Source organism: Lysobacter soli (genome assembly GCF_009755585.1).
GTDB lineage: Bacteria > Pseudomonadota > Gammaproteobacteria > Xanthomonadales > Xanthomonadaceae > Lysobacter_J > Lysobacter_J soli.
The window spans coordinates 3,094,033-3,106,818 of the sequence record NZ_CP046603.1 but is presented as its reverse complement, the minus strand read 5'-3'; the positions used below and the strand labels follow the sequence as shown (position 1 = coordinate 3,106,818).

The window sequence follows — 12,786 nt, the reverse complement described above, 5'->3', positions numbered from 1 at the left end:
GCGCGCCGGGACGATGCCGCGAGCGGCGCCAGGATCAGGCGTCGTTCGCTTCGGCTACCGCCACGCGGCCACGCAGCGAGTTGCTCATCGCCTCGGTGATGACGACATCGACGAACTGGCCGATCAGGCGCGCGTGGCCGGGGAAGTTCACCGAACGCATGTTCTCGGTCTTGCCGGTGAGCTCGTTCGGGTTCTTCTTCGACGGGCCTTCGACCAGCACGCTCTGCGTGGTGCCGACCATCGCGTCGGAGATCGACCGCGCATGCGCGTTGATGTGCGCCTGCAGACGCGACAGGCGCGCATGCTTTTCCTCGCTGGAAACGTTGTCTTCCAGGTCGGCCGCGGGCGTGCCGGGGCGACGCGAGTAGATGAAGGAGAACGACTGGTCGAAGCCGACGTCCTCGATCAGCTTCATGGTCTTCTCGAAGTCCGCGTCGGTCTCGCCGGGGAAACCCACGATGAAGTCGGAGCTGACCGAGATGTCCGGGCGCACCGCGCGCAGCTTGCGGATCTTCTGCTTGAACTCGATGGCGGTGTAGCCGCGCTTCATCGCGCTGAGGATGCGGTCGCTGCCGGCCTGCACCGGAAGGTGCAGGTAGTTGGCGAGCTTGGGCACGTCGCGGTAGGCCTCGATCAGCGAGTCGGAGAACTCCAGCGGATGCGAGGTGGTGAAGCGGATGCGGCCGACGCCTTCGATCTCGGCGATGGCGCGGATCAGCAGGCCGAGGTCGGCGACTTCACCGTCTTCTCCGTACGGGCCGCGATACGCATTGACGTTCTGTCCGAGCAGGTTGATCTCGCGCACGCCCTGCGAGGCAAGGTCGGCCACTTCGACCAGCACGTCCTCGAACGGACGGCTGATTTCCTCGCCGCGCGTGTAGGGCACCACGCAGAACGAGCAGTACTTGCTGCAGCCTTCCATGATCGAGACGAACGCAGACGGGCCTTCGGCGCGCGGTTCGGGCAGGCGGTCGAACTTCTCGATCTCGGGGAAGGAGATGTCGACCTGTGGCAGGCCGGTGTCGCGACGGGCCTGGATGAGTTCGGGCAGCCGATGCAGCGTCTGCGGGCCGAACACCAGGTCCACGAAGGGCGCGCGCTTCACGATCGCCTCGCCTTCCTGCGACGCCACGCAGCCGCCGACGCCGATCACGACCGGCTTGCCCCCGCTCTTTAGCGACTTCCAGCGGCCGAGCTGGCTGAAGACCTTCTCCTGCGCCTTCTCGCGGATCGAGCAGGTGTTGATCAGGATGACGTCGGCCTCTTCGGCGTTGTCGGTCAGCTCCAGGCCGTCGCTGGCGGCGAGCACGTCGGCCATCTTGGCCGAGTCGTACTCGTTCATCTGGCAACCGTGGGTCTGGATGTAGAGCTTGCGCGGCGCGGTGGCGACGACCGCATCGGTGCCGCGCTCGGCGGCTGCCTCGAAGGGCAGGGAAGTCGTGTTGGTCTGGCTCATCTGGCTCGATCCGGGAGGGGCGGCGGTTATTCCGCGCCGGAGGGGGCGCATTCTACAGGCCGCGGTCCGGGTCGGGCCGGGAATCGCGTTCTGAGATCAGAGGGCAGACGGAGGGCGCGCGGGCCGCGCCGACGACCCTGACGTTCGTGAAGTCCCTGAAGGCAGGCTTTGCATCGCTGGGGTTGGCCGGGCTGCTCGTGGCGGCGCCCGCGGCGTGGGCGCAGTCCGGGCTCGGGCAGCCGAGCCGGCCGTCCGCGCCGGCGCAGTCGTTCGGCTTCCCGTCCGGTGCGGCGGACGATGCGCCGGCGCGGGTCGACGCCGCGGACGCGGCCGGCGCCCTGCCGCCGATGCGCGTGGCCCGGGGGCAGGTCTACACCTACACCGAGGCCGGCATCGTCCACTACGCCAGCCAGCGTCCGACCCCACGCGCCGGGCTCGGGCCGGTGAGCCGGGTCACCTACACCTATATGGAGTCCTGCTACGCCTGTGCGCTCCAGCCGGGCGTGGACTTCGCGACGATCCGGCTGGACACCCGGGCCTTCAGCGCGGAAATCGCATCGGCCTCGCGCGATTTCGGCGTCGACGAGGCGGTGGTGCGGGCGATCATCCACGCCGAGTCGGCCTACAACCCGAACGCCATCTCGCGCGTCGGCGCGCAGGGGCTGATGCAGTTGATGCCCGCCACCGCCCGGCGCTTCGGCGTGGTCAACGTCTTCGATATCCGCCAGAACATCCGCGGCGGCGTGCAGTACCTGGCGTGGCTGCTGCAGCGGTTCGACGGGAACCTGGTCCTGGCCGCCGCGGGTTACAACGCCGGCGAGGGCGCGGTCGACCGCTATCGCGGCGTGCCGCCCTTCGACGAGACCCAGCGCTACGTGCAGCGGGTGGCGGTGCTGGCCGAGCGATACCGGTCGGCGACCGCGATGCGGCGCTGAGCCGCCAAGGGTTCGACCGGCGGGCGGGGCGGGGATGCGGGCGCGGTCACGTTTCACGAGGCCAGCGCAATCAAGGACTTGTGAAGGGGAAGCAGACAGGACACACTCGCGGCCATGAGGGGGGGCTCACTGCTGCTGGGGATCGTCTGCCTGTTGGCCGCGGCGCCGTCCGTTGCCGGCACGCTGTACCGTTGCGACGGTCCCGATGGTTCACGCAGCTACGTGAGCAAGCGCCCGGCCGGTGCGAAGTGCACGGTCGTCAGCCACACGCCCGATGGCCCCGCGCGCAAGTCCGCGACATCGAAGCCGATGGTTTCCACGCCCGCCGCCGCCGTCGGCGCGGTGACGTCTCCGGCTTCTTCCGTCACCGCTTCGGTGTCGGCATCCGCGCCCGCATCGACGACGCCTTCGATGATGGCAACCGTCGCCACGTCGGCTGCGATCGCACCGACGCCCGTGCCCACGCCTTCGTACAACGCGCCGCGCGTCGTGCAGGGACAGGTGTACTCCTACATCAAGGATGGCGTGCGTCACTACACCAGCCGCAAGCCGCAGAACGTGGCCAGCGCCTCGGCGGTGCGCACGATCCGCTACAGCTACATCGAGACCTGCTACGCCTGCTCGATGCGGCCCGGCGTGAACTTCGGCACGGTCCGCCTCAACACCGATGCCTACCGCGACGAGATCGCCGCCGCGGCGCGCCAGCACGGCGTCGACGAGTCGATCGTGCGGGCGATCATCCATGCCGAATCGGCCTACAACCCGAACGCGCTCTCGCGCGCCGGCGCACAGGGACTGATGCAGCTGATGCCCGCCACCGCGCGGCGCTTCGGCGTGAGCAACGCGTTCGACGCCCGCCAGAACATCCAGGGCGGCGTGCAGTACCTGGCGTGGTTGCTCAAGCGCTTCAACAACAACCTGACCCTCGCCGCCGCCGGCTACAACGCGGGCGAGGGCGCCGTCGACAAGTACAACGGCGTGCCGCCTTACAGCGAAACCCAGCGTTATGTCCAGCGCGTGGGCCAGCTGGCCGATCGTTATCGGGGCGCCACCGCCATGATGCGCTGACGTTTTTTCCCATCCCGCGCCCGGCGGGGCGTGGGGTGCGTGCGCGTCCGTCCAGCGGACGACTCGCGCAACGTGTAGCGGATTGTCGGTTCATTCATCGTTCCGTTACACTTCCCCGTCTTTTGTGCCGCGAGCTGTCGCCAGTGGCGTTGGCAGTGCGGCGTAACTTCGTTCCAGCTTTGCGGAGTGCCGGATGGCCAACCAAGGGGTCAACGATCCTGTCAACCAGGGCCGCCGTCGGTTCCTGACCGCGACCACTGCAGTGGTCGGCGCGGTCGGTGCCGGTTTCGTGGCGGTGCCCTTCATCAAGTCGTGGAATCCGAGCACGCGGGCGAAGCTCGCCGGTGCACCGGTGACCGCCGACATCTCGGCGCTGGAAGAAGGCCAGCGACTGATCATGGAATGGCGCGGCCAGCCGATCTGGATCGTCAAGCGCTCCAAGGCGATCCTCGACGCGCTGCCGACGCTGGACCCGAACCTGCGCGATCCCAAGTCCGAGAACAAGGACCAGCAGCCGGCGTACATCACCGGTGAACTGCGTTCGATCAAGCCGGAGATTTCCGTCCTCGTCGGCCTGTGCACCCACCTGGGCTGCTCGCCGGAAATGAAGGCCGAGATCCGCCCCGAGCCGTTCGATCCGGAGTGGAAGGGCGGTTACTTCTGCCCCTGCCACAAGTCGCGCTTCGACATGGCCGGCCGCGTGTTCAAGGGTGTCCCGGCGCCGATCAACCTGCTCGTGCCCCCGCACCATTACGAGAACGACACCACCATCGTCATCGGTGTCGATCCGTCCAGCAGCAAGGGAGCGGCGTAAGCCATGGCGAACATTTTCACGAAGGCCGCTGGCGGCGTGATGGACTGGGTTAACGAGCGGGCCCCGGCGATGATGCCGGCGTACCGCAAGCACATGACCGAGTACTACGCGCCGAAGAACTTCAACTTCTGGTACTACTTCGGTTCGCTCGCGCTCCTGGTGCTGGTCAACCAGATCGTCACCGGCATCTTCCTGACGATGCACTTCAAGCCGTCCGCGGCCGAAGCGTTCGCGTCGGTCGAATACATCATGCGCGACGTGGAGTGGGGCTGGCTGATCCGCTACATGCACTCCACTGGTGCGTCGATGTTCTTCATCGTCGTGTACCTGCACATGTTCCGCGGCCTGATGTACGGCTCCTACCAGAAGCCGCGCGAGCTGGTGTGGATCCTGGGCATGCTGATCTACCTGGTCCTGATGGCCGAGGCCTTCATGGGCTACGTGCTGCCGTGGGGCCAGATGTCCTTCTGGGGCGCCAAGGTGATCATCTCGCTGTTCGGCGCGATCCCGGTCATCGGCAACGGCCTGACCGAATGGATCATGGGCGACTTCCTGCCGGGCGACGCCACGCTGAACCGCTTCTTCGCGCTGCACGTCATCGCGCTGCCGCTCGTCCTGCTGCTGCTCGTCGTTCTGCACCTGGGCGCGCTGCACGAAGTGGGTTCGAACAACCCCGACGGCGTGGAGATCAAGAAGGGTCCGAAGGGCAATCGCTGGGATCCGAACAAGCCGGCCGACGGCATCCCGTTCCATCCGTACTACACGGTGAAGGATCTGTTCGGCGTCGGCTTCTTCCTGATCATCTGCGCGTTTGTGATCTTCTTCGCGCCGGCCTTCGGCGGCTGGTTCCTGGAGCACGACAACTTCACCGAGGCCAACCGCCTGGTGACGCCGGAACACATCAAGCCGGTGTGGTACTACACGCCGTACTACGCGATGCTGCGCGTGGTCCCGGACAAGCTGCTGGGCGTGATCGTGATGTTCTCGGCGATCGCCGTGCTGTTCTTCGTGCCGTGGCTTGACCGCTCTCCGGTGAAGTCGCACCGCTACCGCGGCTGGATCACCAAGGTGATGCTGGGCGTGCTGGCGATCTGCTTCCTGTGGCTGGGCAAGATCGGCGCCGGCCCGGGTACCGACCCGGTGGAGACGATCATCGGCCGCGTGCTGACGTTCCTGTACTTCGCCTTCTTCATCACCATGCCGCTCTGGACCAAGCTCGATAAAACCAAGCCGGTACCGCAACGGGTGACGATGCATGACTGAGATGACCGCTCGCGCCATCCACCGCCCCGTCCAAAAGATGCGCATCGTGAATAAGTTCGCCACCTTTGCCGCCGGCCTGCTGGTGTCCTTCGTCGCGCTGTCGACCAACGTGTCGGCGGCCGAGGGCGGCCACCTGATGCAGTCGGGCACCGACCTGGACGACCGGACCTCGCTGCAGAACGGCGCCAAGCTGTTCATGAACTACTGCTCCGGCTGTCACTCGCTGAAGTACCTGCGCTACTCGCGCATGGCCGAGGACCTGGGCCTGACCGAAGACGAGGTGATGAACAACCTCAACTTCACCGGCGCCAAGTTCGGCGAGCAGATCCACGTCAGCATGACGCCCGAACACGCGAACCAGTGGTTCGGCAAGATGCCGCCGGACCTGAGCCTGATCGCCCGCGTCCGTGGCAGCGACTGGATCTACACCTACCTCAAGTCGTTCTACCTGGACGAATCGCGTCCGCTGGGCTGGAACAACCAGCTGTTCCCGAACGCGTCGATGCCCAACCCGCTGTGGGAGCTGCAGGGTCTGCAGCACGCCGAGTTCGGCGACGCGGACAAGGCGACCGGCGAGCGTCCGGTCCTCGGCCTGAAGGTGACCCAGCCGGGCCACCAGAACGCCGAGGAGTTCAACCGTTCGGTGCGCGACATCACCGCTTTCCTCGAGTACGCCGCGGAGCCGGCCGCCCTCAAGCGCCAGAGCCTGGGCGTCTGGGTGATCCTGTTCCTGGCGATGTTCACCCTGCTGGCCTACCTGCTCAAGACCGAGTACTGGCGGGACGTGGACAAGCACTGATCGCATGCTGTATCCCTTTGGAGCCCGTACAGGAATGTGCGGGCTCCTTGGTTTGCAGTGAGGGTGTAGCTGATCGAGGCCGTGACGACTGTCCACACGGGGTGGGCGGCGTCTAACCACCGGCGGATTCCGGTGGCCGGAGAGGTCGAATGGCGGCGAGTCCACGTATGCGCAATGCCCTGACGCTGTTTTCTTCCACCGACTGCGTGCTGTGCCATCGCGTGCGCCTGGTGCTGGCCGCGAAAGGCGTGACCTACGACCTGGTGCCGGTCGATCCGCAGAACCCGCCGGAAGACCTCGTCGACCTCAACCCGTACCACTCGGTGCCGACGCTGGTCGAGCGCGACCTGGTCCTGTACGCGGCCAGCGTGGTTAGCGAATACCTCGACGAACGTTACCCGCACCCGCCGCTGATGCCGGTGGATCCGCTTTCCCGCGCGCGCCTGCGCCTGGCGATGCTGCGTCTGGAGCACGACTGGGTACCGCAGGTGCAGGCGATCCAGCTCGGCAACAAGGCCCAGGCCGAAGCCGGCCGGAAGCGCCTGAAGGAACTGCTGACCGCGTCGGTCCCGCTGTTCAAGGCGAGCAAGTTCTTCCTGAACCCCGAAATGAGCCTCGCCGACTGCGCGATGGCGCCGATCATCTGGCGCCTGGACGCGCTTGGCGTCCCGCTTCCCAAGGATGGCAAGGCCATCGAGGACTACGGCAACCGCATCTTCCGCAACCCGGGTTTCACCCGGAGCCTGACCGACCAGGAGCGCAAGCTGCGCGAGATGCCGGCCTGAGGGTTCCGGTTCCGGTTGTCGAGCGAACGGGCCTTCGGGCCCGTTTCCGTTTTTGCGGCGAATGGCCGCATGCGACCGGGCGCCGCGTATAACCGTCGGCGACCGCGCGGCGCTACACTCCCGGCATGAGTCAGGAAAGCAATTCGTCGATGACCAGCCACCGCCCGTACCTGTTGCGGGCGCTGTACGAGTGGATCGCCGACAACGGCATGACGCCGCATCTGCTCGTCGATGCCACGCGCCATGGCGTGCAGGTCCCCACCCACGCGGTGAAGGACGGCAAGATCGTGCTGAACATCGCCGAGCGCGCCGTATCGCGCCTGGAAATGGCGAACGACGCGATCCGTTTCAGCGCGCGCTTCGGCGGCGTGAGCTACCCGGTAACCGTTCCCGTGCAGGCCGTGCTGGCGATCTACGCGCGCGAAACGGGGCAGGGCATGGCGCTGCCGGAAGACATCCACGCCGCTGCGGACGAAGGCGAGGTGGAGGTCGAGCTCGCCGACGAGACGCCCATCAGCCCGCTCAGCGCGGTGCCGAGCGAACCTGCGCCCGAGGGCGACGACGACGGGCCTCAGACGCCGACGCCAAAGCGCGGCGCGCACCTGCGCATCGTGAAGTGACGTATCGGCGCGCACGCGCCATGCGCGTGCGCCTTTGCCGATACGCCATCCCGGCGAAGGCCGGGATCCAGGCCGTTACGCCATCAGCGGCGATGTTCAAGCGACAGGGAGCCAGGTCCGGTCGCGACGCCACCACGCACGCCGATCAATGCAATGCCGACGGCTCCCGCGTCACCGGTCCGGTGAACGCCACCAGCCGTTCTCCGCGCAGCACCAGCTTGCCGATGTGGCGGTCCTCGCCGTTGATCGAATAGTCGAAGCGGAACGTCCGTTCGAAACCGAGCCATCCGCTGTCCTGGCGATAGAAGCGCAGGCCGATCGCGTGCACGCTCTGGTCCAGCCACTGCACGCCGGCAGCGCGGCAGGCATCGCGTCCAACGGCCTCGGCGCGTTCGGCGGCGGCCCGGCTGGCGCTCCAGAATGCGAACGCCATCGCAGCGACGATCATCAAGATCAGTAGAGTCATGCCGTTACTGTGGCGACGTGCCGAGCTGCTCGCAAGGTCCGACCGCGACGCGCCCCACACGTCGCGCACCACACAATGATGGGAACCGCTGCAGGGGGCAGATCCCGCTTGAAACTCGTCTTTCCGGGTGGAGAACACCCGCAGGTCCTGCTGGGCCATGGCGTCAACCGGGTCGGTTCCGACCCCCAATCCACCATCGTCATCGACCACCCCGGCGTGCTGCCGCAGCACTGCCAACTGCATGTCACCGCGCAGGGCGTGATGCTCGACGTCCCGGCCGGGACGGCCGTCAGCGTCAACGGCCGGCAGGTGCAGGGGCTTATCGCCCTGCGTCCCGGCGACAGCGTCGGCTTCGACCAGGTGCAGGCGAAGCTCGCCGCGCTCGGTCCGCCGCCGGTGGTCGCACGCCAGCCGGTCGCGGGTCCCGACCTCATGTCGGCCAACGACGACCCCGGCGTCACCGCCGTGCGTCCGGTGTTGCCGCGCTTCTTCCTGCGCAGCGTGTCGGCCGAACTGGGCAGCCGCAGCGACGCGCTGGTCGGCGTGCTGACGATCGGCCGCGGACCGGATTGCAACCTGCGCTTCGATACGCCGGGCCTGTCGCGCTCGCATGCGCGGCTGATCCCGACCGACACCGGCGTGCAGGTCGAGGACCTGGGTTCCAGCAACGGCACCTTCCTCAACGGCAAGCGCATCCTGCGCGGCGAGGCGAAGGTCGGCGACGAGCTCGCTTTCGACGTGCTGCGTTTCCGAGTCGCCGGGACGTCCGTGCAGGAGCCGGTGCAGGTCGTGCCGACGTCGATGCGCAAGGCGAAGGAAACCCCGAAGCGTTCGGCGTGGCCGTGGGTCGCGCTGGCGCTCGTGCTGGTGGCCGCCGGTGCCGCTGCGGTCGTGTTGATGCCGCTGTAAGGGACCCGACCGCCGCCGCCTCAGGCGGGCGGCGGTCCGAGCTTGAGCGACAGGTCGATCGCGCGGACGTGCTTGGTCAGTCCGCCGATCGAGATGCAATCCACGCCGTCCTCGGCGATGCCGCGCAGCGTCTGCATGTCGACGCCGCCGGACACTTCCAGCGGAATGCGTTCATCGGCCGGCAGTTCGTGCGTGATGCGGACCGCCTCGCGGCGCATCGATGCATCGAAATCGTCGATGAGGATGCGGTCGCAACCTTCGTGCAGCGCTTCGCGCAGTTGCTCGATCGATTCGACTTCCACGATCAGCGGCAGCGACGGATGCATCGCGCGCGCGGCACGAATGGCGGCCGTGATCGAACCGGCTGCACGCACGTGGTTTTCCTTCAGCATCACCGCGTCGAACAGGCCGATGCGATGGTTCACGCCGCCGCCTACGCGCACGGCGTACTTCTGCGCCTGGCGCAGGCCGGGAATCGTCTTGCGCGTATCGAGGATCCTGGCGGTCGTGCCGCGCACTGCCCCGACGTACGCCGCCGTCGTGGTCGCGGTGGCGGACAGCGTCTGCATGAAGTTGAGCGACGCGCGTTCGGCGCTTACCAGCGCACGCGCGCGGCCGTGGAGCGTCGCCAGTACCGTGCCGGCCTTCACGCGGTCGCCTTCGGACACGCGCCAGTCGATGCGCACGTGCGGATCGAGCGCGCGATGGCAGGCGTCGAACCACGGCCGCCCGCAGACAACGGCGTCTTCCTTGCACAGCAGGTAGGCGTCGTCGGCCACGTCGGGCAACAGGGCGGAGGTGACGTCGCCGCTGCCCAGGTCTTCGGCCAGCGCCAGCGCGACGTCGTGCGCGACGACCTCGGCCGGCGGCGGGGCGAACGTGCTCATGCCCCCGGGAAGGCCGGGATCTGCGAGGTCGCGATGGCTTCTTCGGCCAGAAGCACCGGAATGCCATCGTCGACGCGGTAGACGGTCTTGCGATCGCGCGTGACCAGGGCCTCGTGCAGCGTCTCGATCTGCGCGCTGCCGTCGGCGCGCTGCAACCCGCCCCCCTCGATCGCGGCGTTCAGCGCCGTGAGGCCCCGGCTGTCCAGCAGTTGCAGCGGCTGGCGCGTGGTGGGGCAGACGAGCAGGTCGAGCAGCTTGCGGTCCATGGAGTCGGTGCCGGGGGAATCGAACAGGGGGTTAGAATACGTCTTTGCACAGGGCCTTAGGACCATGCCAGGAGAACCCACGCCGCTGGTCGGCATCGTGATGGGCTCGCGCTCCGACTGGGAGACGATGCAGCACGCCGCGGCGAAGCTGGAGGCGCTGGGCGTCCCGCACGAAGTCCGCGTGGTGTCGGCGCATCGCACGCCCGACGTCCTCTTCGATTACGCGGCCACGGCGAAAGCCCGCGGCCTGCGCGCGATCATCGCCGGCGCCGGCGGCGCGGCGCACCTGCCCGGCATGCTGGCTTCGAAGACCGCGGTGCCTGTCCTCGGCGTTCCGGTGCAGAGCAAGGCGCTCAACGGCATGGATTCGCTGCTGTCGATCGTGCAGATGCCCGCGGGCATTCCGGTGGCGACCTTCGCCATCGGCAACGCTGGCGCGGCCAATGCGGCGCTGTTCGCCGCGGCGCTGCTCGCCAACGACCAGCCGGCGATCGGCGACGCGCTCGACGCCTTCCGCACCCGCCAGACCGACGATGTGCTGGCCAACGACGATCCGCGGAAGTGACGGCGCAAATGACCACCGTGGGCATCCTCGGCGGCGGACAGCTCGCCCGCATGCTCGCGCTCTCGGGCGCGCCGCTTGGCTTGCGCTTCCTGGTGATGGACAACGTCGCCGACGCCTGCGCCGGCCAGTTCGCGCCGATGGTCGTGGGCGATTACCGCGACGAGGCCACGCTGTCCGAGTTCGCGTCGCGCGTTGACGTAGCGACGTTCGATTTCGAGAACGTGCCGGCCGAATCGGCGCAGTGGCTGAGCGAACGCGTGCAGGTCTTCCCAAATCCCGGCGCGCTGGCGACCGCGCAGGATCGTCTGGCCGAAAAGACGTTGTTCCGCGAACTCGGCATCCCGGTGCCGCCGTTCGCGCCGATCGACACGCGCGAGCAGCTCGATGCCGCGCTGGCCGACATCGGCACGCCCTGCATCCTCAAGACGCGCCGCCTCGGATACGACGGCAAGGGCCAGTTCCGCATCAAGTCGCCGGCCGATGCCGATGCCGCGTGGGCGGCGCTCGGCGCGCAGGCGCCGAAGGTCGGACTGATCCTGGAAGGCTTCGTGCACTTCCAACGCGAGTTGTCGGTGGTCGCCGTGCGCGGCCGCGATGGCGAATTCCGTGCGTGGCCGCTCACCGAGAACTGGCACGTCGACGGCGTGCTGTCGGCGAGCCTCGCGCCCGCGCGCGTGGACACCGCGCTGGGCGAGATCGCCTACGACTATGCGCGTCGCCTCGCCGAAGCGATGGATTACGTCGGCGTGTTCGCGCTGGAACTGTTCTGCCGCGATGGCGAACTGCTCGCGAACGAACTCGCGCCGCGCGTGCACAACTCCGGCCACTGGACCATCGAAGGCAGCGAGACCAGCCAGTTCCAGAACCACCTGCGCGCCGTGCTCGGCCTGCCGCTGGGCGACACGCGCATGGTTGGCCTTGCGTGCATGCTCAACTGGATCGGCGAAATGCCCGATGCGCTGCCGATGCTGCGCGAGCCCGGCGGCCACTGGCACGACTACGGCAAGCTGCCGCGCGCAGGTCGCAAGGTCGGCCACGCGACGCTCCGAGCCGACGATGCGAACGCGCTGGCGATGTCGCTGGAACGCGTCGGCCTCGCGCTCGGACGCGAGGCGCAGGTGGCGCCGGTGGTCGAGGCGCTGCGCTGACGCAACGTAGCCGAATACGACGCCACAACGAAACACGGCCGGGTTTCCCCGGCCGTTTTTCGTACTGCATGGGGACGCGAACTTACTTCAGGTTCGACGCCACGAAGTCCCAGTTGACCAGGTTCCAGAACGCCTCGACGTACTTCGGACGGGCGTTGCGGTAGTCGATGTAGTACGCGTGCTCCCACACGTCGCAGGTCAGCAGCGGGGTGTCTTCGCCGGTGATCGGGGTGTTGGCGTTGGAGGTGCTCACCAGGGCGAGCGAGCCGTCCGGACGCTGCACCAGCCAGCCCCAGCCCGAACCGAACGTGCCGATCGACAGCTTCGAGAACTCGTCCTTGAACTTGGCGAAGTCGCCGAAGGCCTTGTTGATCAGCTCGGCGACCTTGCCGGTCGGCTCGCCGCCGCCCTTGGGCGAGAGGCAGTTCCAGTAGAACGTGTGGTTCCACACCTGCGCGGCGTTGTTGAACATGCCGCCCTGCGACTTGCGGATGATCTCCACCAGCGACAGCTGCTCGAACTCGGTGCCCTCGATCATCTTGTTGAGGTTGTCCACGTACGTCTTGTGGTGCTTGCCGTGGTGGTAGTCCAGCGTCTCGGCCGAGATGTGCGGCTCCAGCGCGGTGCGGTCGTAGGGCAGGGGGGGCAGTTCGATGGCCATTGCGGGCTCCTGAGGGGGCTGGCTAAGGGAATGCCGGGCGGCGATCGGTGAACTGCGCGCGTCCGCGGCTCGGGAAGGCTTACAATTGGACATTCTATCCCCACGTTCCGTTGCCGTGCCGTCAACCGCCGGCAACGCACCATT

15 protein-coding genes are annotated in these 12,786 nt (G+C 67.5%); 10 read left to right on the top strand and 5 right to left on the bottom strand.

Translation table 11 applies throughout. The annotated features are described in order from the left end of the window. Positions 1 to 34: 34 nt before the first annotated feature. The gene (gene miaB / locus GOY17_RS14185) at positions 35 to 1,342 is read right to left on the bottom strand and encodes a tRNA (N6-isopentenyl adenosine(37)-C2)-methylthiotransferase MiaB (protein ID WP_332310582.1); all 1,308 of its coding nucleotides are present in this window, start codon (positions 1,340 to 1,342) and stop codon (positions 35 to 37) included. 260 nt (positions 1,343 to 1,602) lie between these two features. On the opposite strand from miaB, the gene GOY17_RS14180 reads away from it, so the two are divergent. From GOY17_RS14180 to GOY17_RS14150, 7 genes are all read left to right on the top strand, one after another. Then, positions 1,603 to 2,391 (top strand): lytic transglycosylase domain-containing protein, encoded by a 789-nt coding sequence (locus tag GOY17_RS14180; RefSeq protein WP_425482273.1) that lies wholly within the window; start codon positions 1,603 to 1,605, stop codon positions 2,389 to 2,391. Positions 2,392 to 2,505: 114 nt separating this feature from the next. Then, positions 2,506 to 3,459, top strand: a complete 954-nt coding sequence (locus GOY17_RS14175) for a lytic transglycosylase domain-containing protein (protein WP_157030880.1) — start codon at positions 2,506 to 2,508, stop codon at positions 3,457 to 3,459. 193 nt (positions 3,460 to 3,652) lie between these two features. After that, the gene (gene petA / locus GOY17_RS14170) at positions 3,653 to 4,273 is read left to right on the top strand and encodes a ubiquinol-cytochrome c reductase iron-sulfur subunit (protein ID WP_157030879.1); all 621 of its coding nucleotides are present in this window, start codon (positions 3,653 to 3,655) and stop codon (positions 4,271 to 4,273) included. A gap of 3 nt (positions 4,274 to 4,276) precedes the next feature. Next, complete coding sequence (locus GOY17_RS14165) at positions 4,277 to 5,536, top strand: cytochrome b (protein WP_157030878.1); 1,260 nt, start codon at positions 4,277 to 4,279, stop codon at positions 5,534 to 5,536. A 37-nt stretch (positions 5,537 to 5,573) separates the two neighbouring features. Then, positions 5,574 to 6,335 carry a cytochrome c1 gene (locus tag GOY17_RS14160; RefSeq protein WP_157030877.1) on the top strand — a complete coding sequence of 254 codons (762 nt, stop codon included), beginning with the start codon at positions 5,574 to 5,576 and terminating at the stop codon, positions 6,333 to 6,335. Between the two features lie 149 nt (positions 6,336 to 6,484). Then, the gene (locus tag GOY17_RS14155; protein ID WP_115842457.1) at positions 6,485 to 7,120 is read left to right on the top strand and encodes a glutathione S-transferase N-terminal domain-containing protein; all 636 of its coding nucleotides are present in this window, start codon (positions 6,485 to 6,487) and stop codon (positions 7,118 to 7,120) included. Between the two features lie 149 nt (positions 7,121 to 7,269). Continuing rightward, entirely contained in the window at positions 7,270 to 7,740 is a 471-nt protein-coding gene (locus GOY17_RS14150; protein WP_115842456.1) for a ClpXP protease specificity-enhancing factor, read from the top strand. Positions 7,741 to 7,885: 145 nt separating this feature from the next. Here GOY17_RS14150 and GOY17_RS14145 read toward each other — a convergent pair whose 3' ends face one another. After that, entirely contained in the window at positions 7,886 to 8,206 is a 321-nt protein-coding gene (locus tag GOY17_RS14145; RefSeq protein WP_115842455.1) for a DUF3301 domain-containing protein, read from the bottom strand. A 108-nt stretch (positions 8,207 to 8,314) separates the two neighbouring features. On the opposite strand from GOY17_RS14145, the gene GOY17_RS14140 reads away from it, so the two are divergent. Next, on the top strand, positions 8,315 to 9,115 hold the full coding sequence (locus tag GOY17_RS14140; RefSeq protein WP_198173695.1) for an FHA domain-containing protein: 801 nt from the start codon (positions 8,315 to 8,317) through the stop codon (positions 9,113 to 9,115). 20 nt (positions 9,116 to 9,135) lie between these two features. Here the strand turns inward: GOY17_RS14140 and nadC are convergent, their stop codons facing one another. Beyond that, positions 9,136 to 10,002: a carboxylating nicotinate-nucleotide diphosphorylase gene (gene nadC, locus GOY17_RS14135; RefSeq protein ID WP_157030875.1), complete on the bottom strand. Its 867-nt coding sequence runs from the start codon at positions 10,000 to 10,002 to the stop codon at positions 9,136 to 9,138. Next, positions 9,999 to 10,268, bottom strand: a complete 270-nt coding sequence (locus GOY17_RS14130) for a Trm112 family protein (protein WP_157030874.1) — start codon at positions 10,266 to 10,268, stop codon at positions 9,999 to 10,001. Before GOY17_RS14130 ends, nadC begins: the two co-directional genes overlap by 4 nt. A 64-nt stretch (positions 10,269 to 10,332) precedes the next feature. Between GOY17_RS14130 and purE the strand changes: the two genes are divergently transcribed. Continuing rightward, positions 10,333 to 10,833 carry a 5-(carboxyamino)imidazole ribonucleotide mutase gene (gene purE, locus GOY17_RS14125; RefSeq protein WP_115842451.1) on the top strand — a complete coding sequence of 167 codons (501 nt, stop codon included), beginning with the start codon at positions 10,333 to 10,335 and terminating at the stop codon, positions 10,831 to 10,833. 8 nt (positions 10,834 to 10,841) lie between these two features. After that, the gene (locus tag GOY17_RS14120) at positions 10,842 to 11,981 is read left to right on the top strand and encodes a 5-(carboxyamino)imidazole ribonucleotide synthase (RefSeq protein WP_157030873.1); all 1,140 of its coding nucleotides are present in this window, start codon (positions 10,842 to 10,844) and stop codon (positions 11,979 to 11,981) included. Positions 11,982 to 12,063: 82 nt separating this feature from the next. Here the strand turns inward: GOY17_RS14120 and GOY17_RS14115 are convergent, their stop codons facing one another. After that, a complete protein-coding gene (locus GOY17_RS14115; protein WP_115842449.1) occupies positions 12,064 to 12,642 on the bottom strand; it encodes a superoxide dismutase in 579 nt (192 codons plus the stop codon). Positions 12,643 to 12,786: the final 144 nt, after the last annotated feature.

Bases quoted from the DNA above. Each gene is read 5' to 3' on its own strand.
- miaB (WP_332310582.1), bottom strand. From the start codon at position 1,342: ATGAACGAGTACGACTCGGCCAAGATGGCCGACGTGCTCGCCGCCAGC.
- GOY17_RS14175 (WP_157030880.1), top strand. From the start codon at position 2,506: ATGAGGGGGGGCTCACTGCTGCTGGGGATCGTCTGCCTGTTGGCCGCG.
- petA (WP_157030879.1), top strand. From the start codon at position 3,653: ATGGCCAACCAAGGGGTCAACGATCCTGTCAACCAGGGCCGCCGTCGG.
- GOY17_RS14165 (WP_157030878.1), top strand. From the start codon at position 4,277: ATGGCGAACATTTTCACGAAGGCCGCTGGCGGCGTGATGGACTGGGTT.
- GOY17_RS14160 (WP_157030877.1), top strand. From the start codon at position 5,574: ATGCGCATCGTGAATAAGTTCGCCACCTTTGCCGCCGGCCTGCTGGTG.
- GOY17_RS14155 (WP_115842457.1), top strand. From the start codon at position 6,485: ATGGCGGCGAGTCCACGTATGCGCAATGCCCTGACGCTGTTTTCTTCC.
- GOY17_RS14150 (WP_115842456.1), top strand. From the start codon at position 7,270: ATGACCAGCCACCGCCCGTACCTGTTGCGGGCGCTGTACGAGTGGATC.
- GOY17_RS14145 (WP_115842455.1), bottom strand. From the start codon at position 8,206: ATGACTCTACTGATCTTGATGATCGTCGCTGCGATGGCGTTCGCATTC.
- nadC (WP_157030875.1), bottom strand. From the start codon at position 10,002: ATGAGCACGTTCGCCCCGCCGCCGGCCGAGGTCGTCGCGCACGACGTC.
- GOY17_RS14130 (WP_157030874.1), bottom strand. From the start codon at position 10,268: ATGGACCGCAAGCTGCTCGACCTGCTCGTCTGCCCCACCACGCGCCAG.
- purE (WP_115842451.1), top strand. From the start codon at position 10,333: ATGCCAGGAGAACCCACGCCGCTGGTCGGCATCGTGATGGGCTCGCGC.
- GOY17_RS14120 (WP_157030873.1), top strand. From the start codon at position 10,842: ATGACCACCGTGGGCATCCTCGGCGGCGGACAGCTCGCCCGCATGCTC.
- GOY17_RS14115 (WP_115842449.1), bottom strand. From the start codon at position 12,642: ATGGCCATCGAACTGCCCCCCCTGCCCTACGACCGCACCGCGCTGGAG.